Source organism: Peribacillus sp. AS_2 (assembly GCF_026891895.1).
Lineage (GTDB): Bacteria > Bacillota > Bacilli > Bacillales > DSM-1321 > Peribacillus > Peribacillus frigoritolerans.
In genome coordinates this window covers 1-23024 of sequence record NZ_JAPTGA010000012.1, presented here as the reverse complement: position 1 = coordinate 23024, position 23024 = coordinate 1, and the positions used below count along the sequence as shown (strand labels likewise).

Annotated in this window: 18 protein-coding genes and 2 pseudogenes; 1 reads left to right on the top strand and 19 read right to left on the bottom strand. The window is 38.5% G+C overall.

Going from position 1 to position 23024, the window contains the following annotated elements; translation table 11 throughout:
- Positions 1-14: 14 nt before the first annotated feature.
- The 17 genes and pseudogenes from OTG27_RS19830 to OTG27_RS19750 form a co-directional block, all read right to left on the bottom strand.
- Entirely contained in the window at positions 15-1247 is a 1233-nt protein-coding gene (locus tag OTG27_RS19830) for an acyl-CoA dehydrogenase family protein (RefSeq protein ID WP_268564819.1), read from the bottom strand.
- Positions 1248-1288: 41 nt separating this feature from the next.
- Entirely contained in the window at positions 1289-3397 is a 2109-nt protein-coding gene (locus tag OTG27_RS19825; RefSeq protein WP_268937861.1) for an acetate--CoA ligase family protein, read from the bottom strand.
- Positions 3398-3778: 381 nt separating this feature from the next.
- The gene (locus tag OTG27_RS19820; protein WP_268937860.1) at positions 3779-5719 is read right to left on the bottom strand and encodes a sigma 54-interacting transcriptional regulator; all 1941 of its coding nucleotides are present in this window, start codon (positions 5717-5719) and stop codon (positions 3779-3781) included.
- 136 nt (positions 5720-5855) lie between these two features.
- Positions 5856-6803 (bottom strand): phosphotriesterase family protein, encoded by a 948-nt coding sequence (locus OTG27_RS19815; protein WP_268937859.1) that lies wholly within the window; start codon positions 6801-6803, stop codon positions 5856-5858.
- A 73-nt stretch (positions 6804-6876) separates the two neighbouring features.
- The gene (locus OTG27_RS19810) at positions 6877-7626 is read right to left on the bottom strand and encodes an SDR family NAD(P)-dependent oxidoreductase (protein WP_268937858.1); all 750 of its coding nucleotides are present in this window, start codon (positions 7624-7626) and stop codon (positions 6877-6879) included.
- A gap of 250 nt (positions 7627-7876) precedes the next feature.
- Positions 7877-8941, bottom strand: coding sequence for an LLM class flavin-dependent oxidoreductase (locus OTG27_RS19805; protein WP_268937857.1), 1065 nt, complete (start codon positions 8939-8941; stop codon positions 7877-7879).
- A 454-nt stretch (positions 8942-9395) separates the two neighbouring features.
- The gene (locus tag OTG27_RS19800; RefSeq protein WP_268937856.1) at positions 9396-10178 is read right to left on the bottom strand and encodes an enoyl-CoA hydratase/isomerase family protein; all 783 of its coding nucleotides are present in this window, start codon (positions 10176-10178) and stop codon (positions 9396-9398) included.
- Positions 10179-10206: 28 nt separating this feature from the next.
- Positions 10207-11400: a thiolase family protein gene (locus tag OTG27_RS19795; protein ID WP_268937855.1), complete on the bottom strand. Its 1194-nt coding sequence runs from the start codon at positions 11398-11400 to the stop codon at positions 10207-10209.
- Between the two features lie 26 nt (positions 11401-11426).
- Positions 11427-12578, bottom strand: a complete 1152-nt coding sequence (locus OTG27_RS19790) for an acyl-CoA dehydrogenase family protein (protein WP_268937854.1) — start codon at positions 12576-12578, stop codon at positions 11427-11429.
- 15 nt (positions 12579-12593) lie between these two features.
- Positions 12594-13439, bottom strand: a complete 846-nt coding sequence (locus OTG27_RS19785) for a 3-hydroxyacyl-CoA dehydrogenase family protein (RefSeq protein WP_268937853.1) — start codon at positions 13437-13439, stop codon at positions 12594-12596.
- A gap of 232 nt (positions 13440-13671) precedes the next feature.
- The gene (locus tag OTG27_RS19780) at positions 13672-14649 is read right to left on the bottom strand and encodes an electron transfer flavoprotein subunit alpha/FixB family protein (RefSeq protein WP_268937852.1); all 978 of its coding nucleotides are present in this window, start codon (positions 14647-14649) and stop codon (positions 13672-13674) included.
- A gap of 13 nt (positions 14650-14662) precedes the next feature.
- Positions 14663-15439, bottom strand: coding sequence for an electron transfer flavoprotein subunit beta/FixA family protein (locus tag OTG27_RS19775; RefSeq protein ID WP_268937851.1), 777 nt, complete (start codon positions 15437-15439; stop codon positions 14663-14665).
- A 648-nt stretch (positions 15440-16087) separates the two neighbouring features.
- Positions 16088-16228 (bottom strand): annotated as a pseudogene (locus tag OTG27_RS19770) (DNA methyltransferase); the annotation flags it as partial.
- 395 nt (positions 16229-16623) lie between these two features.
- Positions 16624-16788, bottom strand: a pseudogene (locus OTG27_RS19765) (HAD family hydrolase); the annotation flags it as partial.
- 469 nt (positions 16789-17257) lie between these two features.
- Positions 17258-18289, bottom strand: a complete 1032-nt coding sequence (locus OTG27_RS19760; RefSeq protein WP_268937850.1) for a bifunctional metallophosphatase/5'-nucleotidase — start codon at positions 18287-18289, stop codon at positions 17258-17260.
- 86 nt (positions 18290-18375) lie between these two features.
- Positions 18376-18546 (bottom strand): twin-arginine translocase TatA/TatE family subunit, encoded by a 171-nt coding sequence (gene tatA / locus OTG27_RS19755; RefSeq protein WP_268937849.1) that lies wholly within the window; start codon positions 18544-18546, stop codon positions 18376-18378.
- Positions 18547-18605: 59 nt separating this feature from the next.
- Positions 18606-20051 carry an alkaline phosphatase PhoX gene (locus tag OTG27_RS19750; RefSeq protein ID WP_268937848.1) on the bottom strand — a complete coding sequence of 482 codons (1446 nt, stop codon included), beginning with the start codon at positions 20049-20051 and terminating at the stop codon, positions 18606-18608.
- A gap of 527 nt (positions 20052-20578) precedes the next feature.
- On the opposite strand from OTG27_RS19750, the gene OTG27_RS19745 reads away from it, so the two are divergent.
- The gene (locus OTG27_RS19745) at positions 20579-20782 is read left to right on the top strand and encodes a hypothetical protein (protein ID WP_034312777.1); all 204 of its coding nucleotides are present in this window, start codon (positions 20579-20581) and stop codon (positions 20780-20782) included.
- Positions 20783-20884: 102 nt separating this feature from the next.
- Here OTG27_RS19745 and OTG27_RS19740 read toward each other — a convergent pair whose 3' ends face one another.
- Positions 20885-21139 (bottom strand): hypothetical protein, encoded by a 255-nt coding sequence (locus OTG27_RS19740; protein WP_268937847.1) that lies wholly within the window; start codon positions 21137-21139, stop codon positions 20885-20887.
- A 366-nt stretch (positions 21140-21505) separates the two neighbouring features.
- The gene (gene sigH, locus OTG27_RS19735) at positions 21506-22234 is read right to left on the bottom strand and encodes an RNA polymerase sporulation sigma factor SigH (protein WP_307730129.1); all 729 of its coding nucleotides are present in this window, start codon (positions 22232-22234) and stop codon (positions 21506-21508) included.
- Positions 22235-23024: the final 790 nt, after the last annotated feature.

The window sequence follows — 23024 nt, the reverse complement described above, 5'->3', positions numbered from 1 at the left end:
ACCTTCCTCTTCCTTTAGAATGATAGATCTCCTTTTAATAAGCTTCTTGCAATGGTCCGGCGATGGATTTCGGATGTACCGTCAGGAATTCTTACAAGTCTCGCATTTCGATATCCTTCTTCAAGCCCCAGTTCATTCGAAAGCCCCATACCCCCATGTATCTGAATCGCACGGTCATAAACCCTTCCCATCATTTCGGTACAAAAAGCCTTTACCATTGAAATTTCCTTTGTAGGTGTTTTAGTGCTGTTTTCAATTTTCCATGCACAGTTTAGCGCCATATTTCTGGCAGCATAAATATCCAGCGCACATTCTGCTAACATATTTTGAATTGTTTGATGTTCTGAAAGTGTTTTTCCAAAGGTTTTACGGATTTTCGAGTATTCAACAGCCTTTTGCAATGCCCACTGGGCTGATCCAATACATTTGCCGCTCATTCCTAAACGGCCGTTATTGATTCCATTCATGGCCTTGCCAAAACCTTGGTCTAATTCTCCAATGATGTTTTCCTCAGGAATTCGAAGATTATCAATACTGATAATGGTCGCATCACCGCCTAGTGAGCCCATTACTGGAATAACGGAATCAACATTAAATCCTTCTGACTTCGTTTCAACAAAGAAACAAGTAATCCCGCCTTTTCGTTTCGCTTGCAATTCGGGGTTGGTGACAGCAAACAGCATACAATAGTCAGCATAATGAGCATGGGAAATCCATTGTTTCGTTCCATTAAGCACCCACTCATTTCCGTCCTTTACTGCCCGAGTTTTAATCCCCCAAACATCCGAACCAGCATCTGGCTCTGTTAAACCGAAACATAGGGTTTTTTCGCCAGAACCAATGCCTTCGATGTATTTATCTTTCAGTTCCTGTTTCAAGCCATTTAAAACAGGGGTTAAGCCGTTTGTAAATGGAGAAGGAATGACCACATGTTCGATTAATTTACGATGTGGATAATGTTTCCCGATTGCTTCATTGACTAATAGAGCTGTAAGCGGACCGAAGCCTCCGCCTCCTAGTTCTTCAGCACCAAACATGGTATAAAACCCTGCTTTCGCTGATTCCTTGCGCACGATTCTTCGTAACTCTTCTACTTTTGGATGACGGCGGCCGTCTTCTAAATAATACTTACGCTCATTGTAAAGCAGGTCACGGTTTTCTTCTTCCAGAGGAATAACCACTTTATTTATAAATTGTTTTATACCTTTAATAATTTCTTGTGTTTCTTCTGGCATATTAAAATCCATCTGCTAACTCTCCTTTTGGTTTTAAAGTCTATTTATAATTATTATGAATGGATCATTCTTTTCTCGAGTGTCATTAAACCATCTGCCACTTTGATGCCTTTTCCTTTGGCAAAGACCATGACTGGGTTTAAATCGACTTCAACTAATTTCTCTCCTTGAGCTATGATGAAATGGCTAAATTGAGAGATTAATAGGCTAAGCTTTTCAATGTCATATGGCGGCTTTCCGCGGTAAGATTGTAGTATTGGGCTGGCTTTTAATTCATAGATCATATTCTTTGCTTCATTGACTGACACAGGAGCTTTTCTCATCGCCACATCTTTTAACACTTCAATGTAGATGCCACCTAAGCCGACCATGACAATTTGACCAAAGATTGGGTCTTTCTTTGAGCCAATCACCATTTCAACAGAGTCTTCTTTTAACATTTCTTGAACCAAAACCCCTTCAAATTCGGCACTTTCGGTACTTTCAATGATTGATTTTAAAAGGTGATATTTTTCTTGTACCTCTTCACTGTCTTTTAGATTTAAGAACACTAATCCTTTATCGGTCTTATGCAAGATTTGTGGCGACATTCCCTTTAACACCACAGGATACCCAATTTCATTTGCATATTGGATCGCCTGTTGTGGTGTTACAGCCAATTTTTCTTGAGTAATAGGTATCCCGAACTGTTTAAGAATGTTCTTGCTTTCATACTCGGTTAAGGCTTGAGAGTGACCAAAAACGTCTTCTTTTGAAAAATCGTAGATGTCATGTACCTCATCGATTTCACCCTGGCCAAAATATTTCAAGGCTTTGGCCACCGTTACTGCCCTTGAAGGGTCGTCTATCACGATCAGTCCGGCATCACTAAACATTTGTCTAGAAGTTTCGTTCGTGATGGTAACCACAATTTGTGGAATCTCTGGGTATCGCTCCTTCAATTTCACTAATGTCTCGATTCTCGCTTTCAAAGAGTCTAATTTTAATCCAGCAAAACCTAAGAACACGAGTGCCGAGCCGTATTGACCGCTTGAGAGAACAGAATCCATAAAATCCTCAAGCAGTGTAGGAATGTATGAAATTTGTGCAGTTGTATCGATTGGATTTTGAACCCCAGCAATTGGGAGGATTTTTCGCAACTTCTTTTTAACATCATCTGGAGTCTCCGGTAAGGTAAATCCATTTACCGCTAGTTGATCTGCCAACATGATTCCAACTCCCCCAGATATCGTAAACACTGCTGCATTGTTATCCTTTGGAAATGGTAATTTTGATGTAGCATAGACGACATCTAAAAATTCCTCGATGGTTTCAGCACGATAAACTCCATTTTGTTTAAAAACGGTATCGAACACTTCATCTGATCCTACGAGAGATCCAGTATGTGATAGTGCTGCTTTCTTTCCCACATTAGTTCTACCTACCTTTAAAGCAATCACTGGTTTATTGTTGTTTCGAGCTGTCCTAAATGCGTCAATGAGTTTCTCTCCATCTTTCGTTCCTTCGATATAACATGCAATGACGTCCGTACTAGGGTCTTGAGCCAGATATTCAATGCAATCCGCCACATCAACATCACTTTCGTTGCCGGTGGCGACAAAAGAACTAAAACCTATATTTCTTTGTCTCGCTAACGTAAAAACATGGGAACCAAAAGCACCGCTTTGACTGACAAACCCAATATTGCTTTGTAAAGGCTTTTCATTCTCAATAATCGTTGAAAAGGTCCCGTAAACTCCTTTTCTTACGTTAAACATCCCTAAACAGTTTGGCCCTAAAACGTTTACATTATTTTGTTTAGCGATCAAGGAAATTTGTTCTTGCAATTTCTTCCCCTCTTCATCGACTTCAGCAAAACCAGCACTAAAAATGACAACTGAACGAACCTTTCTTTCTGCACATTTTTTAAAGGTTTCTAAGACAGCTGTCTTTGGCACGGCGATAATCGCTAAATCTACCTGTTCCTCCACCATTTTTATATCTGGATAACACTTCAGACCATTCATTTCTTCATATTTTGGGTTGATAGGATAAATTACTCCTTCAAACCCATATCTCTGAAGATAACTTAAAGGTCTTCCTCCAATTTTTTTATGATCGGGTGAAGCACCAATAATGGCAATGCCTTCAGGGTCGAATAAAGCTCTTAAATGAGGTTTCAAGTATTTATACACTCCTTCATCTTCTTTTCACTTTTAATATTGCAAATTCCGTGCCAACTCTTCTAAATATGATTGATTTTCCTGTTTTTTTATTTAACAATATTTTTGAAACGTGTAGAATTAACTAATAATTTAGGCAAATCATTGTAATCACTGGTTTTGTCGACAGTTACAACCCTTACCGCACATTTTGGAAACCCTTGTAAAAATTCAAAGCATTTTTTCTTTGCTTATCATCTTCTAGTTCTTTTCACGGATTGATGTTTCACGTTTGAATTCAGCGTTTTAATAATGAGACACAAAAAAACTCTTAATGTATAAAACAAGCAATAGATAATCTTGCTTATTCAACACACTAAGAGTTTCTAGGGTTCTATTTGTCTATTTCGTTTTCACTGGTTCGTTCAGTTTTCTCCAAAGAGTACTTCTGCTAATGCCCAAAATTTCAGCTGCTTCTTTCTTATTACCATTCGTTTTTTCTAATACTTCTTTTATTTTGCTGGTTTCAATATCTTTTATCACTTCTTGATACGATGAATTATCAAAGTTCACTTCATCTAGTAATAAAGAATTTTCTTCAATCGCTTCTCTTAAATGATGAAACACTTCCTTTTTTGTCACCTGTTGAGGCGTTTCGATATAAGCAAACATCCGCTCCATTGTATTTTCAAATTCGCGGATATTCCCATACCATTCATGAGCCTCTAATAAAGGAACGACATCATCTAATACTTCTTCAATTAGCGGCATAAAAGCAGGATAGTTTTTAGCAGTAAACGCTTTAACTAAGAGTGGAATATCTCCCTTCCGATTACTTAATTTCGGTAAAAATAGATTTAATACGGCAATTCGATAGTATAAATCCATTCTAAATTTCCCATTCTTCACTTCCTCAATTAAATTAACGTTTGTAGCCGAAATGACTCTGATGTTAATTGGGATCCCGGTTGAACTACCTAGTCTCCTAACCACATTCTCTTGTAACACCCTCAGTAGTTTTGCCTGCATACTTAATGGAATCTCGCCAATTTCATCTAAAAAAACGGTTCCATTATGTGCCAACTCAAACAAACCTGGATTGCCACCTTTTTTCGCCCCTGTGAAAGCGCCATCATTATAGCCGAAGAATTCGCTTTCTAATAAATTTTCAGGAATGGCTGCACAGTTTATCGCAATAAAAGGGTGGTTTCTTCGCTTGCTTTCATTGTGGATGCTTTGTGCAAACAATTCCTTCCCCGTACCGGACTCGCCAAGAATCAACACATTGGAATCGGAACGAGCAAATTTCTGGGCTTTATTTATCACATTAATTGTTTGGTCACTTTGACCAATAATGTCACTAAATTGGTATTTCGCGATATCAGCCTTATAATTCATTTTACGTCTAATTTTATTTTCCTGTTGCTGGAGGGTCTCTGCATCAGAAAAAATGGCGACAATTCCATTGTAACTGCCATTTACATGGATTGGTAATGTATTCATTAATAACGTTCGTTTTTTATAAGATACAACTATATCTTTGACGACTTTATTGGTCGATAAAACTTCTAAAATTTCACTTTCCTGCACAATATCACTGATATGCTGGGAAGAAAGGTCCCCATACTCACTGAACCCAAGTAGTTCAATCGCATGATTGTTAATACTTAATATCCTAGCTGCTACATTAAGATTAATAACACCCTCGCGGAAGTTTTCTAATATATAGTTTTGTCTTTTCTGGTTACTCTGCTCCGCTACCTTTGCTGTTAAGATATTAAAGGCAATATCTACAACAAGACCGACGCTTTCTTTTCCGAACCAAAGGATCCCTTCCATTCCAAGTTCTTTGGCAAGTCTTACAACAAGTCCCGACCCAATTACCACTTTTTGGCCTTCTTCATGTAATCTTCTGACCAATTCATAAGCTTCCTCTTTATTTCTATAGGTATACTGATTCACCTTAATTTTGAAGATATGATCCAATTCGTCATGCTCATCATTTATATAGTTCCGTTGAGTCTGAATATACTCTTTTTGATAGTTAATCACATTTACTTCATTACTAAACTTCGAAGCCTCTACTAAAGCTTTATAAAAATCATTCGTCTGGACACGTAATGGAATAATATTTCCCCGTACTTTTAATTTCTTAAATTGCTCAAATAACATCGCACCACAAATTAATACATCGTCATCCGTGATATAGGTAGGATTTTTTAGAATAAAAATAGATTCAAGGGTTTGAACAACTAGCTCCTTCATATTACCTTTTCGTTTGTCGATTTCTGTTCTTACATATTCATCTAATGGTGAAGATCCCGAAACCAGTATTTTAAGCATTTTTCTTCCCCTTTCATTTTAAAAATCTACTTATCTATTTTTTAATTATTATATCGAACGAATATTATAAAAGTATAAAAAATTCTATTAAATATAATAAAGCCCCGCATATTTTGCGAGACTTAAATTTTACTTTTTAATTAATTGATATCCAGCATTTAACATTTTCAACCATCATCATCTGAATGTGTTTTGCGGATACCCCATTTTCTTTTAATGTCGGGATCACCTTGTCCATTAAGAAGGTCATCGACCAATCAGGATACTGAGCCCTTTTAGCAGCTTCCGGCTTATGAAAATCTGTTGTACAGCAATAATCCTGTGATAAAAACATACGATTGGCATAACCTCTTATTACTAATTCTATAACGGTTTGATTCCTTTTTTCCGTCGATAAAACTCGTGTGATTCCATAGCGGTCCATTCCAATAAATGCTCCACTGTCTATCACTCTCTCAATATAATCTAAGTTGTCTGTGTCCCCGCAATGACCAATTAGAACATTATTTAATGGAACTCCTTCTTCTTTGAAGATGGCAATTTGCTTAAGCCCTGTTTCAGAAGCTGGATGAGAATGGGTCATAATCGGAACCCCCGTTTGATGATGCGCCCTTGCTACAGCCCGGATGACTTTTTCGACATCAGGGGTTACTCCTTGAATATCGGTGGCACATTTTAAAAAGCCGGCCCGAATTGAAGTATTTTGTACACCAACCTCTATATCGCGAACAAATTGTTTGGCCATGAAATCAATATCGTTTGCCACGAAACGAGTAGGTAAGTAATGAAAGGTGTAGATACCAGTCGCTGCAATAATTTGCATGCCGGTTTCGTCTGCAATCCTTTTCATAAAACGTACATCCCGGTCTAATCCCATGACCGTTGGATCAAAAATCGTCTGTACTCCCCGTTCCTTTGCCGCTTTCACTTGCTCAACGGCTAGAGCAACCTCCTCTTCTACATCATATAAATGTGGAAACTGCGCCACAACCCGCTCATCACGTGTTCGTAAATGCTCATGGATTAAAGTATATCCTAGGTCTTCAATCGAAATTTCCCCAGTTAATGACTGAATCGTACTCATTCTTTTCCCCCTTAATAAGTTTCATTTAATCTTATTTTACTAGATTTGTCAGGAATAAGGCGGAATTTAAAGATTAACACGCTGTATATCCTCCATCAATTGGCAGAGCAACACCCGTAATATAGGACGATTCATCAGATGCTAGAAACAGCACAGCATTAGCCACTTCTTCGGGCTTACCAGGTCTTTTAAGCGGTGTTTTATCAATCAATATTTGTCCTCGCCCACTTGCTAAGGAGTTTTTTACCATTGGCGTTAGTATAATACCTGGATGAATGGAATTCACCCTAATATTATACTTTGAAAACTCAACTGCTGCTGTTTTAGTCAAAAGAGTCACTGCACCTTTTGACCCTTGGTAACCAGCAGATCTTCCACTTCCAACTAATCCCCAAATGGAAGAGTTGTTAATAATTGAACCACCATAGGGATTTTTTTTCATTAAGCCAACCGCAGTCTTCATGCCAAGGAATACACTCTTAGCATTTACATCCATGATGTTCTGCCATTCATCTTCGGTAAGTGTTTCTATAGTTTGGGCTCCAGGTATTCCTGCATTATTTACTAGAATATCTAATTTGTTAAAATTTTCTTCAATAAAACGAATAGTCGATTCCCACTCATTACTTTTCGACACATCCAATTGAACAAAATGAGCATTTCCGCCATTATCGTTAATATTAGTAACGACTTCTTGTCCTTCATTGGAAATATCCGCAATAATGACTGTTGCTCCTTCTTTAGCAAAAAGCTTAGAAATGGCTTCCCCTTGCCCTTTTGTACCACCAGTCACCAAAGCTATCTTTCCTTCAAGTCTACGCAAAATTTCTCACCCCGAATTAAGAGTTAATAGTCTTCTTGATTTTTAGAGTGCTCTACTCCTGAGTTATTTCATTGTATTCGACAGAAACAGTGTTTTATCTGGGGAAATATAGAGAAGCACAATCAATAGACAAATTGGAATCATAAACCACATGGCACCTTTGAAATTTGATTCAAACTTATATAAGGAGAGACCCCTTTATATAAAATATCAATCTTCATCATTTCAAGTAAGCGCTTTAAAAAAGTAATTAAGATTTAGATAACACTGATTGATTTGTAAAGTACGGCATAACTTTTTCAGAGAATAACTTCATTGACTTAATAACTTTCTCTTGACGCTGCCCGCCAATATTCATCCAAAGAATGATGTTATTTAATCCTGTTTCCTGTTTATATCTTTCAATATCTTGAATAACTTTTTCAGGAGAACCGACTAGTGTATTCTCTGACTTTAAGAAACTATCATAATCGACATTTCGATCTCTGCTGATAACACCAAAAGTAGGACGATTATCGCGTTCACTCATATACCATTCTAAACCTTCTCTGTAATCTTCTTCCGCTTGTTCCGTTGTATTGCCGACAAAGCAGAATAATAATTTCCCTGATCTGGCAACAGCTTCTTCTACGTACTCCTCTGTTAGACCGGAAGCCAAGGCAGTTTCTCGGTATAACGCAATTTTATGTTTCGTGTCATCATTCTTAATGCCACCTAACACAAATGAATGTCCCTGCTTTGCCGCATTAATCATTGAAGCATCATTTCCAGAAACCATTACAAAGATTGGTGGTCTAGGATTCTGTACTGGACGCGGATAAATTGGTATATCCTTAATATCATAGAATTTACCTGAATAGTTAACTCTGCCATTTTGCAATGCTGTTGTTAAAATATCAAGAGATTCAAGGTACTTGTCATGACGATTATCAAAATTCTCATTATAAGCATCAAATTCTAATTTGTCATACCCTTTCCCAACTCCTAAATAAAGGCGGCCATTACTGATAATATCCACAAGGGCCATATCTTCTGCTACTTTCAGCGGGTGGTGTAACGGCAATCTAGAAACAGCTGAACCTAATTTAATATTCTGAGTCAAAGCTGCTGCCGCTGCTAAATAAACGGCCGTAGAACTAACCACACCATAGGCACGAGCATTATGTTCGGCAATCCATGCAGACTGAAAGCCTAGTTCATCTGCCAACTTAATTTGATCTAATCCATTTCTTAGTTCCTCTGCATCCGTTTTCCATGGAGCCACCGAATTCAAAAAGAATAATCCAAATGTCATGTCTTTTCCCAAAACTGCCATACTAACATCTCCTTTTTTAAGTGAAATCATTTTTTATACTAACTATTTAAAAATATGTTTCTAAATTTCATTGAAGTGTAAAAAGCAAAATAAATAGATGTATACTCCAAAGCTATGGGGTGGACTCCTAAGGATGATTTCCATCCAAAACAAAATTTACTTTTTAGTAAAAATGCAAGAACTATGCCATTTTTTTAAATATTCTGCTTAATATAGAGATAAAAAACCTTTTTCCTTTATAAAAGCTAATATATTAGGTCTTATAAAAGTTGTTTACGTCGTATATCCGTCTAAAGATTGTCCAGAGTGCCAGATCATTTTTGCAACGTTTGTTTCAATTATACAACTTAACGTTTCATCTTTGAAATTAATGTCTATAGAACAAACTTGACCGGTAAGTAATTATGCCTCGGATACAGTTCCTTTTTTAATCGAATAACCGCTTACCTATTTTTTATTTAGATGTGAATTTAGGGCTCCTTTTTTCTAAAAACGCACTCGTTCCTTCAATTTTATCCTCCGTGGAAAACAGTACAGCCTGAGCGAGTTTCTCGATTAACAAACCAGATTTCTGGTCAGTTTCAAATCCGGTTTTAACCGCGAGCTTTGCTAATTTAACCGCGAGAGGACCTTTGGTAAGGATTTTTCCAGCTACTTCCTCCGCCTTTGCTTCAAGTTCCTCCATAGACACAACTTCTGATACTAAACCAATTCGGTAGGCTTCTTCTCCATCGATAATTTTCCCTGTTAGAATTATATCTAGTGCTTTTCCCTTACCAACAATACGGGCTAATCGCTGGGTGCCTCCCCCTCCAGGTATAATCGAAAGATTCAGTTCCGGAAGTCCAAATTTGGCGTTCAAAGCTGCAACTCTAATATCACAGGCAAGCGCAAGTTCACATCCGCCACCTAGAGCAAAGCCATTTACCATGGCGATCGTTGGTTTATCATACATCTCGATCCTATCAAAAACCTCTTGTATTCCCCCAAGTTTGAAAACATCCAATGCAGTCTTTTGCCTTAACTGAGCAATATCTGCTCCAGCAGCAAAGGATTTCTCTCCTTTACCAGTAAAAATAACACAGCCAACTGTCTCATCGTCACTTAGCTCAATGAGTGCACCAAGAATTTCTTGCAATGTTTCTTTACTCAACGCATTGCGAAGCTCAGGACGGTTGATTATAACGTAGGCAAGACTATTTTTCTTTTTTATTTCGATATTTTGATAAGTTCCCATTCTACCTCTCCCTTTTTCATGTGCAGTTTTATGCTAGATTTTCGATTAAAATCGCCATACCTTGCCCGCCGCCTACACATAGGGTAGCGATCCCATATTTAAGATTACGGCGTTGCAACTCATGCATTAACGTAACTACAATTCGAGCACCGGTTGCACCTACTGGATGACCAAGTGCAATCGCTCCGCCGTTTACATTGACTTTTTCCTGGTCAAGCCCTAGTTCTCTGATACTTGCGAGTGCCTGAGAAGCAAATGCTTCATTTAACTCAAATAAATCAATTTCCTCCAAGGATTTCCCTGTTCTTTCAAGAAGTTTTTTAACGGCAGGAACAGGCCCAACCCCCATAATTTCCGGTGATACACCCACTTGAGCCCAGTCAACAATTCGAGCAGCAGGCTTGAGATTCAGTTCAGACACTTTATTAGCCGACATCACCACCACTGCGGCAGCACCATCATTACGTCCACAAGCATTTCCCGCTGTTACCGAGCCGTTTTTGCGGAAAGCAGGCTTTAAAGAGGCTAATTTATCAAGAGTTGTTTCTGGTCTTGGGTGTTCATCAGTCTCAAATAAAAAGGTAGATTTTTTTGATTTAATTTCAAATGGCACAATTTCATCTTTAAAACGGCCGTCATGGATAGCAACTGCTGCCCTTCGCTGACTTTCTAATGCAAATGCATCTTGATCTTCCCGGGAGATCTGGTATATTTCCGCCACATTCTCAGCCGTTATCCCCATGCCTAGATTTTCCCCATACGTTTCTATCGGTTGCTGTCCAGCTTCAATGTTTGAGTCGACAAGATGAGCACGATCCTCACCAAAACGTGAGTCACGTAAATAAATTGGAGCACGGCTCATATTTTCTGTCCCACCTGCCACGACAATACTTGCTTGACCAGATTGGATTTGTTGGACAGCAGAGGCAATCGCCTGCATCCCCGAAGCACATAGGCGATTCACTGTGAAAGCTGGTACAGTATCAGGAATCCCTGCCCTTAGTGCTGCGACCCTTGCTACATTTGAGGATTCTGTTGACTGCCTGACCTCCCCAAGGATCACCTCATCTACTTGATTACTACTAATATTCGCTCTATTTAATGCTTCTTCAATGACATGGGTCGCTAAATATCCTGAATTAACCGCTTTCAATGCACCACCATACCTTGCGATTGGTGTCCGTACTCCGCTCACAATAAAGATTTGTTCATCTAACGCCATTCTCATTCTCCCTCTCTCACCAAAAATTAAAGCTTATATTGCTGTTTTAATTGCCCGGCAATAATATTTTTTTGAATTTCCGACGTTCCCTCGTAAATCCGAGTAATCCGAGCATCCCTAAAGAACCGTTCAATCGGATAATCAGCAATATAACCGATGCCCCCATGAACCTGAACAGCCTTATCTGCTACTCGGTTATAAACTTCTGAACCAAACAATTTCAACATCGCAGCTTCTTTAATGACCTTCATTCCTTCATCCACCATCCAGGCCACTCGATAGGTAAAGGAGCGTAATGCTTCGATTTCCATGGCCATTTCCGCCAGCATATGTGCAACAGCTTGATGTTCGATAATCGGAACATTAAATTGCACCCGTTGTTGAGCAAACTCTGCAGACATATCAAGCAACTTTTGACATGAACCGAGATTTCTGGCAGCTAATCCGGCACGTCCATTAGTCAAAATTTTGAGAGCATTCACATAACCCTGCCCCTCCACTCCCAAAACATTTTCAACCGGAACCTCACAATCTTCTAAAATTACTTCAGCAGAATGCGATCCTCTTAACCCCATTTTTTTCTCAACGGTCCCTATTTGGAAACCAGGAAAATCTTTTTCGACAATAAAGGAGGTGATTCCTTTCGCACCTTTGGAAGGATCAGTTACAGCCATAATGGTAAAAACATCTGCTTCGGTTGCATTCGTAATATAATGTTTCGTTCCATTTAAAATGTATCTATCGCCCTTTTTAACCGCCGTCGTTTTTAGGTTGGTCGCATTCGAACCTGCAGATGGCTCCGTTAACGCAAACGCTCCAATCCTTTCTCCGGCAGCCATATCTGGAAGGTATTTTTGTTTTTGTGCCTCATTTCCCATTTCAACAATCCCGACTGTGCCAATGCCAGTGTGAGCCCCGATTAACGTTGTGTATCCGTTATGCGTTGCTCCTATTTCTTCGTATAAGGCGCATTTCCCAACCATGCCAATACCTAGTCCGCCGTATTCCTCTGGAATACTAAGACCAAATAATCCTAGTTCTTTGGACATTTCAATGATTCTTGCAGGTACTTTATCTTCTTCTTCGATTTGCATTGCCACCGCTTCTACTTCAGTTTGAACAAAGTCGCGGATACTTCTTTTCATCACTTCAATTTCTTCATTTATTCGAAAATCCATTCCTTCACCCCTTACTTAACTGTAGTTATAAAACCCTTTGCCGTTTTTCTTCCCTAATCGACCTGCTTTAACGTATTTGACAAGAATTGGACAAGGACGATATTTTTCACCAAGCGTCTGATACAGGTATTCCATGTTTCGCAGCCTTGTATCAAGCCCAACTAGATCGGCGAGTTCAAGCGGTCCCATCGGATGATTCAGACCCAATTTAATCGCTTTGTCGATGTCTTCTACAGTACCGACACCTTCCATTACCATGTTCATCGCTTCATTTCCAATCAAGCAGTTCATTCTGCTGACCGCAAAGCCAGGAAATTCATTGATTCTTACACATTCCTTTCCTAGTTCTCTGCCAAATTCAAAGCAAAGGTTAATGGTCTCTTCTGATGTTTCCAGCCCACAAATAACTTCGATCAGCTTCATCTTTGGTACAGGGTTGAAAAAGTGAAGCGCAATGCAGCGATCTGGTCTGGACGTTTGGGCAGCGATTTCTGTCGGACTCATCGTAGATGTATTAGTAGCCAAAAGTGCAGAAGGCTTCACGATTTTGTCAAGCTGCTTAAAAATCTCAATTTTAAGGTCCATAATTTCCAATACGGCTTCAATCACCAAATCGGCATCCTTAGCCGCTTCCTCAATACTTGTGGTGTAGGTAAGTCTATTAATTGCCTGATCGGCTTCCTCTCTAGAAAGTTCGCCCTTTTCAACTGAGCGGTTAAATTGATGGACAATGTAGGATTGACAATTATCAAGAGTAGCGTCATTAATATCCTGGACCATGGTTATAAAGCCCGCACGTGCACAGGAAAAAGCGATGCCGCGGCCCATCGTTCCAGAACCAATTACAGTAACATTTTTCATTCCTTTTCTCCTTCGAGTTCATTATGATAAAACGAAACTTCCATCAGTAGGGGTTTTCCTTTTCACTGATGGTTAGTTGAGCTAATCGGATATTTACAGGCTATTTATTACCACTTAGTTTTCATCAATTTTTCTAAGTTCGTGAAGTGGGGTATTACAGCCCGTTAATACGGATAAAGAACTTGCCCAGCTATTTAACATACCTATCATTCTACTAGATAATAAAGACACCCTATGCTTTTACAAGTAGGTTTTTAATTTCCTCCGTAAGCAAAGGGACGACTTCAAATAAATCTCCGACGATTCCGTAATCGGCCACATTGAAAATATCCGCCTCTGGATCCTTGTTAATGGCAACGATCACCTTGGAATTTGACATTCCAGCCAGATGCTGGATGGCACCAGATATCCCACAAGCAATGTAAAGGTCAGGTGTGACTACTTTTCCTGTCTGACCGATTTGCAAGGAATAATCAGCATATCCTGCATCACAAGCACCACGGGATGCACCTACCGCCCCCCCAAGGACGTCTGCAAGTTCCTTTAATGGTTGGAATCCTTCCTCACTTTTGATACCTCGACCTCCAGAAACAATGATTTTTGCTTCCGAAAGGTCAACCCCTTGAACCGCTTTTTTTACGACCTCCCGAACAATCGTACGCAAATCTTTGATTTCTACTGAAGCCATAGACACATCGCCAGAACGTGAAGAATCTTTTGTTAGTGGTGTAATATTATTAGGGCGAATAGTTGCAAAGATAACGCCATCTTTTATGATCTTCTGTTCAAATGCCTTTCCCGAATAGATTGGTCTGGTAAAGATAATATTGTCCCCACCAGTTTCAATGGCTACTACATCTGAAATAAGTCCTGACCCAAGTTTACTAGCAATTTTAGCTGATAAATCTTTGCCAATCGCTGTATGACCAAAAATAATACCTTTTGGATTTTCCTGAGAAATGACTGACAATAATGCTTGAGAAAAACCATCAGGCGTATAGTGTGCAAGCTTTGAATCCTCAACGACCACAGCTCGGTCTGCTCCATATTGAATCATTGTGGCTGCTAGTTCACGAATAGAATCCCCAAGCAGGACAGCGGTGACTTCTCCACCTCGAGCAATGCTTCTCGCAGCAGCAATACTCTCAAAAGATACATTCCTTAATTCTCCATTACGGATTTCTCCAAGTACCAGTACATTCCTAGACATATTCTTTTCCTCCTTATATTACCTTTGCTTCAGAATGGAGCAATTTAACCAGTTCGTTCACTTGAGTGTTAAGCTCTCCTTCTAGAACCCGGCCTTCTCCTTTTTTCGGTGGAAGATTAACTTCAATCGTTTCGGTTTTAGCTTCCACATCAACTTCATCTAAGTCCAGATCATTGAGTTCCAATTCTTCAAGCGGCTTTTTCTTTGCTTTCATAATTCCTGGCAGCGATGGGTAGCGCGGTTCATTCAATCCCTGTTGAGCTGTGACTAGAAGCGGGAGTTTAGTTTCAATTGTTTCAGAATCGCCTTCGACATCTCTAACAATGTGGACAGCCTCTCCATCTACTTGAATTTCAGTAATGGTCGTAACACATGGAATATCAAGCAAATCAGCTACGCGTGTGCCAACCTGTCCACTACCCCCATCAACCGCAACATTACCGGCAAAAATTAAGTCTACTTCCTTATTTTTTAAGTAATCAGCCAATACTTTAGAGGTGGTGAATTCATCCCCATTTTCTACGTCATCCTCAATGTTAATCAGGACTGCTTTATCTGCACCCATGGCTAAAGCCGTACGCAGCTGCTTTTCAGCATCTTCATTTCCGACAGTTACGACTGTGACTTCTCCGCCATGAGTGTCACGAAGCTGAATCGCTTCTTCTACGCCATATTCGTCATATGGATTGATAATAAATTCTGCTCCTTCCTCATTAATGGCACCACTACTAGAGACTGTAATTTTTTCTTCTGTATCAAATGTTCTTTTTAACAAAACATAAATGTTCATAACCTTCCTCCTTGTTTAGGCTTTTACACAGTGGATTAAAAGTAATAAAAACTTTTTTCTCCTATGGTTCATTGAAGAAATTGCTACTAGTTAATTGTTTCACTTCATATTTTGCAAGAACCGTGCCAACATGAAAAAACACTCTATTTTTATTAGATTAAGAGAAACTTATCTAATGAAAAATGTCTCTACTTCAACAATCTTTTAATTTAGATAATTTCAAATACTTATAATAATGTTACTTACAAAAAAACAATCATATATCATTCTTGGAACTAGTGATTCATTTTTGAAACATGTAGATTAGGTGCCCATAAATTCCTAAGCCCGAAATTGTAAAACACCCAAACCATCTTCTCTTAGCACCATAAGGCCCCTAGTTATTTTTAGAGTTGCATAATAAATAATATAGCTCATCATTAATGATCAAAAAGATTGTACTATCCAGCTTTGAAGCGGAACTTAGTGCTTCCTCATACTCCAGGAATAGACAAATCAAAAACATTCTCGGTTTACACTTATTAGCATTAGATAAAAAATATACTAAAACCGCGGGAAACGGTGTTTAAATCGGATCGTTAAGTTCGGTGTTAAATCCTCGAAAAGTCAAATTAATTATATTGTCACAAGAGGGGTAACACGATTTCATCAGGAGTTTTTATGCAAAGCATTTGAAGCTTTGTTAAAGTAGGTATTATCTAATTCGAAACCAATAAAGCTCCGATTTAGATTTAGAGCTGCTTGTCCTGTTGACCCTGAACCCATAAAACAATCTAATACTGTTTCACCTTTATTAGAATGAGTTGTTCTAGAACATCAACTGGCTTTTGACAAGAAAACTCACTTTTCCACTAACCATAGGTGCTCCATAAGAAGCCTTATCATAATAAAAATTAAACGTTCTTTTTGTCCCTTTAGTATAGGATATAAAAAATTCTCCTGAGTTTGATAAATAACGCGTTTATAGATTTACTTAATTATCTCTAGGAATAACCCCAAGAAAAAAAAGCTACCAAGATTGGCAGCCTACAAGGGAATAAGGTATGATAGCAATTTACTCTACTTAATACAGTTTTTTTACTCCTTTACATTAATAGTATTTATTTTTTCACCACCTATAAATTTTTCTTCTATTTGAAAACACCTGTATCATTCATTCCAATTAAAATCTTCTTTTATACTGATGCGGTTCTTTGGTCATCACCAGTTAGCATCACCATTTTAAAACCCATACGATTCAATTTATTGATGACTTCTTTTGATGATTCTCTCATTTCATCAGCTACTGCAATGATGGATAGGATTTCTTTTTCCGTTCCTAACACCATTAATGTCTTTCCTTCAGCCATTTCGAGCCATTTTCCCTGTCCTTTCGAAAAATATTAAATAGAAAAACCACCCACGTCGCAAAGTGGTGGTTTTTCTCGTTGTTCAACTTACTATTCCACCCCTACTTGGCTAGCGAATTAGGGTGACTTGTTCATCGGTGACATACCAATGGATTTCTACACTTATTATTATATACACAGGCGATCAATTAATTCATATTAAAAATGATCCTTGTTTCTGAAACCCTTCATCTTAAAGCTAAAACTTAAAAATTAAGTGAAATTTGTGATAGAATTTGTTAAGCATATACAAGCGTATTTAGTGTCATACTTTAATTAAGACAACTACGAAATATCGGTCTTATAAAGAAATTTGCCTAACAAAAGAAAATAAGCATGAACCAGAATAAATGGTTCAGGCTTATTTTTATACCAAAATATTTTGGGTAGCATATCGTTGCCAAACGGCAATTATATGGTAATAGTCATATTATTTCGCTTTCAAATCTGCACGATAATCGTCTATAATCGCTTGTATCTCCGGATTAGCCGGAACATTTGTGACGTCGTAGAGAAATCCATCGGATTCGACCAAAGTCATTTTGGCGTCAACGACTTCAAAAGTCAAATTAAGACGGCCCAAATAATGTTCTTGTTCTCCGCCAGCTTGAGTAATTGGCACCATCACCTCTCCGTTGAATTCATATTCGGGAGTTTCGATGACCTTGTGTGTATCTGCCCCGATTACCGCCGAAACTCCGGGAACCTGAGCCAGCTTGTGGTCTTCGGGATTTCCAGCATGCGAAAGGACAATGTTTACGTCTGACTTCTCACTCACTTCAGGAAGCAACGCATTCAACGCTTCAACCGGTTCGATGAAATCGAGGTCTGCAACATCATCCCAACCGCGAATTTCCGGCTTCATCGAAGTAAGGCCGATCATCCCGACTTTAACGCCTGAGAAAGTAAAACTCTTCCAAGGCTTGACATTCTGTATGTACTTTCCTGTTTCCCTATCAATGACATTTCCAGTAAGGATAGGGAAATTTACGTTGCGATGGTAATCCTTTAACTGTTCATAACGGCTGTCCGGTGTGCCCTCCCCGGCAGGGTATACGCGGAAGTCGTTGTTTCCGAGAGCCATTGCATCATAGTCCAAAGCTTTCAACAGGGACGTCTCCAACTCTCCTTGACCCGCTTGAAACTCGCCGCGCAGGAAGACATCCCCGCCATCGACGAGAAGCACATTCTCCTCTTCATTGCGCACATTTTCAATGATGGTGGCATACTTCGCAACAGAATTGTGATGAACGGTTCCATCATCCAGCATGACGATGTCATCCAAATGACCATGAAAGTCATTTGTCTGGAGAATGGTGAGTTCAAACCTCTCTCCCTCCTTGAGCTTTTCCTCCGCATCTGCCGTAACGGGAATTGCGGCAAAAGCGGCAGCCATCGCCAGCGAAAAGCAGCCCTTCAAATAAATCTTCCTTATTATATTCATACTATTTCCTCCATGCATTTACTCTATTAAATGATAAAAATAGTTATTTAGTTTCCAGTCTTTTCGATTTCTCAAGAGCTATTCGATTGTTTTTTTCTTCAAAGTTAGGGTTCTTCTTCTTTTTCATTGCCGATCAAATCATTTGTCGATTTTTTAAATTCTTTTAATGTGTTTCCAAAAGCCCTTCCAATTTCGGGTAATTTAGAAGGGCCAAAAATGATTAACGCTATGACTAGAATGAGAATTAAACCAGGGATGCCGATACTGGATAACAAACGTCTCCCCCCCCCTTTTCCATGATGGTTTGTTAGTACTCAAAAAATGCGATCATCACTTATAAAATTGGCATGCCATGACGCTCTAAAGCTGCTGCTTCTAATATAGACATGCCTTGTTCTTCTGCGAATGCAGTAAGTTTATCCGAAACAACAGGAGCAAGACTTGCTGGCGGCAAAGCCTGGTTCATAGCTCGTCTACGGGTAGAATTTCTGCGTGCAAATGGTCCCCATATCGCAAAGGTGATACCTGGTGTTTGCATATTCACAAAGAAGGTATTTCCATCTGGAGAAAATGTAGGGCCAGCAAATTCAGAATCGTTCATCATATTCTCAGCGAAAGTATAAATATTTCCTTCAGGAGTTAATCCGACGATACGGTCATTGCCGCCGCCATCTTCGGCGATCCAAAGATCTCCCCAAGGAGTGATCGTAATGTTATCCGGTGCTTCTAAATCATTTTTATCAGTAGACTCATAGAATAGTTCTAAGTTGTTTGTCGCTGGCGTGTAGCGATAAACACGGCCAAGGCGTGATGAACCTGCACTTGTATCATCAAACCATAAAGTACCTTCAGAAAAATAAGCCCCTTCTAAGCGGCTAAATTGAATACAGCGTTTATCCTTAGCATCTTGCTGTGCAATTTCAGGATTTAATTTTTTCCAAACAACCCCGAATTTTTGTCCAGTATTAAATTGACTTGCAGCTGCAGCTGGCAATTCATCAATCGCTGCTGCTTCAAGGATACCTCCCTTTTGCAGAGAACCTAGCTTTTGACTACGGTCATGTGGTGTAAAACGGTATAAGAAGCTTGGACTTGCGTCTTCGGTTAAATACCAAATTCCTGTTGAAGGGTCAACATGCCCAGCTTCATGGGAGAAATAACCCATATCACGGATCGGTGTTCTTGACATTTCGTTTTCAGGGTCAAGCGGATTCACTTCAAATACAAAGCCATGTCCCATATCTCGAGTTTCTTCCATTGTTAACCAGGTCCCCCAAGTCGTAGCTCCGCCCGCACAGTTACGGATCGTACCTGAACTTGATACATACTGATCAATGACCTTGTTATTTTGTCCAACGATTATTGTGGTTGTGCCGCCGGCAGCGCCAGCGCTCCAAGGTTTTTTCCCGTTTACAGGGTAATCTGAATTTGTCCCATTTTCATGGTTTCTTACAAGAATGGTTGTACCCTTTTCCCCTTTATAGGCAGCCATTCCATCGTGAGCAGATGGGACAAGGTCACCATTAGGCATGATATCACCAGTTTTTGAAAGCATTTTGTAATGAAATCCCCTTGGCAGATCAAGAACTCCATTTGGATCTTTTACTAATGGGCCATAGCCACCAAATCCACTTGTTGGATTGCTGGAATCCGCTGCAAATCCTTTTGTAGCTCCCGCAAGAGAAAATACCCCAGTTGAACCAAGTGTTAATGCTAAAGTACTCATTCCGCCAACTTTTAAGAAATTACGTCTGTTTAAACCACTATTGCCAGATTTCATCAACATTACCTCCAAAAAATCTTTTTTGAGGGATGCTATATTCCTTATAGCAAACCCTACCCTCAAAATTAACAGATTATTTTAAATGCTCTGTTAAACTCATGTGATTTTATTCCTTCGCATGAAAGATAAACCAAAAGTCACGGTTAAGACGAAAATAAAGGAGGTTATTACGGCATTTATAACATGTAAAGGGCGGAAATTGATGGTATTAGTCAAAAATGGAGAAAAAACTAAGGATTTTGTCATAAAAAGACCGATGCAGAATATTAAAGCTTATTAATCGTTTGTAAATATAAGAGATACACTATGAAAAACTAGTTACCCCGATTAATGCCACCAAAATCTATTGAATTTTTGGAAGAGGAAAGGCAAAGACTTGATATAGTGGAATCACGCTTGATATCTATTCGCACACATTAAGTAAATGGTGTCGATTTATTTTTCGACATATTCTTTTCTTAAAAGGAATTAACACTTGGATAATCGAATATAGGTATTTAAGTTTATTAGAAGGGGTGATTCAAGTGAGTATTAACATGGCTGAACACAGACTTGTCAAAGAAATAGCGATTTCAATCATCTCTACCCGTTTAGAAAAAAGCTTGGATGAAATAGAAAACTTATTTGGTGTTATTCTCGATACAGAACCAGCAGATGTATTGGCTACAAAAGCAAAACAGTTAGCCTCTGCAACAACTGTAGAACAATGCATTGATATTTTTATATAGAAGATTGAAACTTAAAAGGCATTACAATAAAAGGTACTCACCATTATTGTGAGTACCTTTTTGCCTAAAATTTCTGATTCATAAAAATGAATATGAAAATAATTATTTAACTTCGATAATCCTTTTTGCTTTGCTACCCGTAGTATAATCTGTGAAAAAGATTTCATAAGGTGCATTACCGGTTACTCCGAAAGCAGCAGGTCCGTTAACGTGCTTACCAGCTTGAACACTCTCGGTTAATGTATCGAGAGGATATACCTCCATCTTTTCACCTTTGCTGTCATACCCTTCAAAATCTCCTGCGCTAACTACTTGTTCTTCTTTTGTACCATTTTGGTATTCAATATCAAATCCCAATACTTCTTTGGGCTGTGTTTCTTCGAATTCGTTTCTTTCCTTTGTGTAATGTACATTTGTTATTGTTATGATATGACCTACTACATTTACCTTTTCACCTAGTTTAAAGGTTCCAACCTCTTTAGGTTTTTGTTCGGAATCTTCATCGAATTCAATAGGCTTCTTGTTTTCCGCAATAACTGTGACTTGCTTGTTGAGAGAATCATCTTTTTAATCTTTCTGTTAACATCAGTGCCCTTCCTTCCATACCGGTGTTTGTTGTATTTTTAATTTCACTATGAAATATAACTAAGGTTTCCAAACACATAAAGCCAAAGGGTTAAAAACCCTTTGGCCAAAAGATCAACTTAATAGTAAACGGCTCTTTTATCTATTGAATGTGCCTTCTATTGCGTGTCTATTTCTAAGTTCCAATAAACTCTCCAATTTTCTCTTCACTCTCTGCAACGCATTATCTATAGACTTGGCGTGAGTATTTAATTTATCAGACATTTCTATATAAGTGAGGTCCTCTAGGTAATAAGCCAAAACCTTCTTTTCTAACGGACTAAGAACCTCAGATAATTTTAATTCCAAGTCATCAGCAGATTCTTTATCTATCAATATCGCAACGGGATCAGAAATAACGGTGTCTGTCATTACTTCCATAAGAGTATGATCCGGATTTTCTTCATATATAGGCATATCAAGCGAAATAGAAGAATTTAACGGAGTATGTTTTTGACGAGTAGCTGCCTTGATGGCTGTAATAATCTGCCTCGTGATACATAGTTCTGCAAACGCTTTAAAATAAGATTGTTTCTCGCCATTAAAATCCCTGATGGCTTTGAACAATCCTATCATCCCCTCTTGGATAATATCTTCTCTATCTGCCCCAATTAAGAAGTATCTGTTAGCCTTAATCTTTACAAAAGATTGATATTTTTTCATCAGAACTTCTAGTGCCTCCATATTTCCTTGTCGGACCTTTTCTATTAATACTCCATCTTCAAAATTAGCACATAGGAATGACGGTTTTTCTTCGATAGCTATACCCACAAAAATCCCTCCACCGGCTGCATTCAATTGAGCCTTGTTGTTTAAACGGACGCCCATTATATATGCGGTAAATTACCATATTATTTAATATTAACCTATAACAACCACCAATGATATTAGATTATTTCGACAATTAAATACATTCCTATACACCTTTTTTTAGTTAGAAGGATCCGGGTACACCCTCTTTTTAGGCTGTTTTCCAAAAGATTGTTGCCCTTAGGATAAAAAAATTAAAAACTTGAATTTTATGGAAAAATACAAGGTAGTTCTTATTCAAAAAACGGGCAGTTTAATGGAGTTGCATTTTAAACGCTTGTGCTAGGAGTTGTTTCCTATTATACCATTTATAAACAATGAAGGATGAGGGATTTCATTCTTTTTCCAACTCTATTTTACTACTTCCTATGCAACTATCCTGCCCCGATAGATGCATAAAGAAAAAGCTGCCTTAAAGACAGCTCCGATCTTCAGCTAACGCACCCTTTAGTCGAATAAGACAAATGTTTAACTCGTTAGCTTAACATTGTATTATTTCTTCATCTTTCTTAATTGAAAATATATTAAAACAGAAAGAAAAAAGCAGATTATGCTTATTATTCTTTCGACAATTTTATGGTCTAAAAACATAAAAGGTACTGATGCTATATTTAAAATTTGAAACATATAAACCTCTTTCTAACTACTCCTTATATAAAAACAATTATAGGCTACTCTCCAAACTAGTAAAACAAATAAAAATCCCAGTTTGTTTTTCAACTAAACTGCCTCTTTAGTTCATTAAAGGTTTTTTTCACTTGAATATGAAAGTATGCTTAGAATCGTATTTCAAAAGGCCGCCTATGAA

Coding starts and splice junctions, on each gene's coding strand:
- OTG27_RS19830 (WP_268564819.1), bottom strand. CDS start 1,247: ATGGATTTTAATATGCCAGAAGAAACACAAGAAATTATTAAAGGTATA.
- OTG27_RS19820 (WP_268937860.1), bottom strand. CDS start 5,719: ATGCTTAAAATACTGGTTTCGGGATCTTCACCATTAGATGAATATGTA.
- OTG27_RS19815 (WP_268937859.1), bottom strand. CDS start 6,803: ATGAGTACGATTCAGTCATTAACTGGGGAAATTTCGATTGAAGACCTA.
- OTG27_RS19805 (WP_268937857.1), bottom strand. CDS start 8,941: ATGGCAGTTTTGGGAAAAGACATGACATTTGGATTATTCTTTTTGAAT.
- OTG27_RS19800 (WP_268937856.1), bottom strand. CDS start 10,178: ATGGGAACTTATCAAAATATCGAAATAAAAAAGAAAAATAGTCTTGCC.
- OTG27_RS19795 (WP_268937855.1), bottom strand. CDS start 11,400: ATGGCGTTAGATGAACAAATCTTTATTGTGAGCGGAGTACGGACACCA.
- OTG27_RS19790 (WP_268937854.1), bottom strand. CDS start 12,578: ATGGATTTTCGAATAAATGAAGAAATTGAAGTGATGAAAAGAAGTATC.
- OTG27_RS19785 (WP_268937853.1), bottom strand. CDS start 13,439: ATGAAAAATGTTACTGTAATTGGTTCTGGAACGATGGGCCGCGGCATC.
- OTG27_RS19780 (WP_268937852.1), bottom strand. CDS start 14,649: ATGTCTAGGAATGTACTGGTACTTGGAGAAATCCGTAATGGAGAATTA.
- OTG27_RS19775 (WP_268937851.1), bottom strand. CDS start 15,439: ATGAACATTTATGTTTTGTTAAAAAGAACATTTGATACAGAAGAAAAA.
- OTG27_RS19760 (WP_268937850.1), bottom strand. CDS start 18,289: ATGCATGGAGGAAATAGTATGAATATAATAAGGAAGATTTATTTGAAG.
- OTG27_RS19750 (WP_268937848.1), bottom strand. CDS start 20,051: ATGAAATCTGGCAATAGTGGTTTAAACAGACGTAATTTCTTAAAAGTT.
- sigH (WP_307730129.1), bottom strand. CDS start 22,234: ATGGGCGTCCGTTTAAACAACAAGGCTCAATTGAATGCAGCCGGTGGA.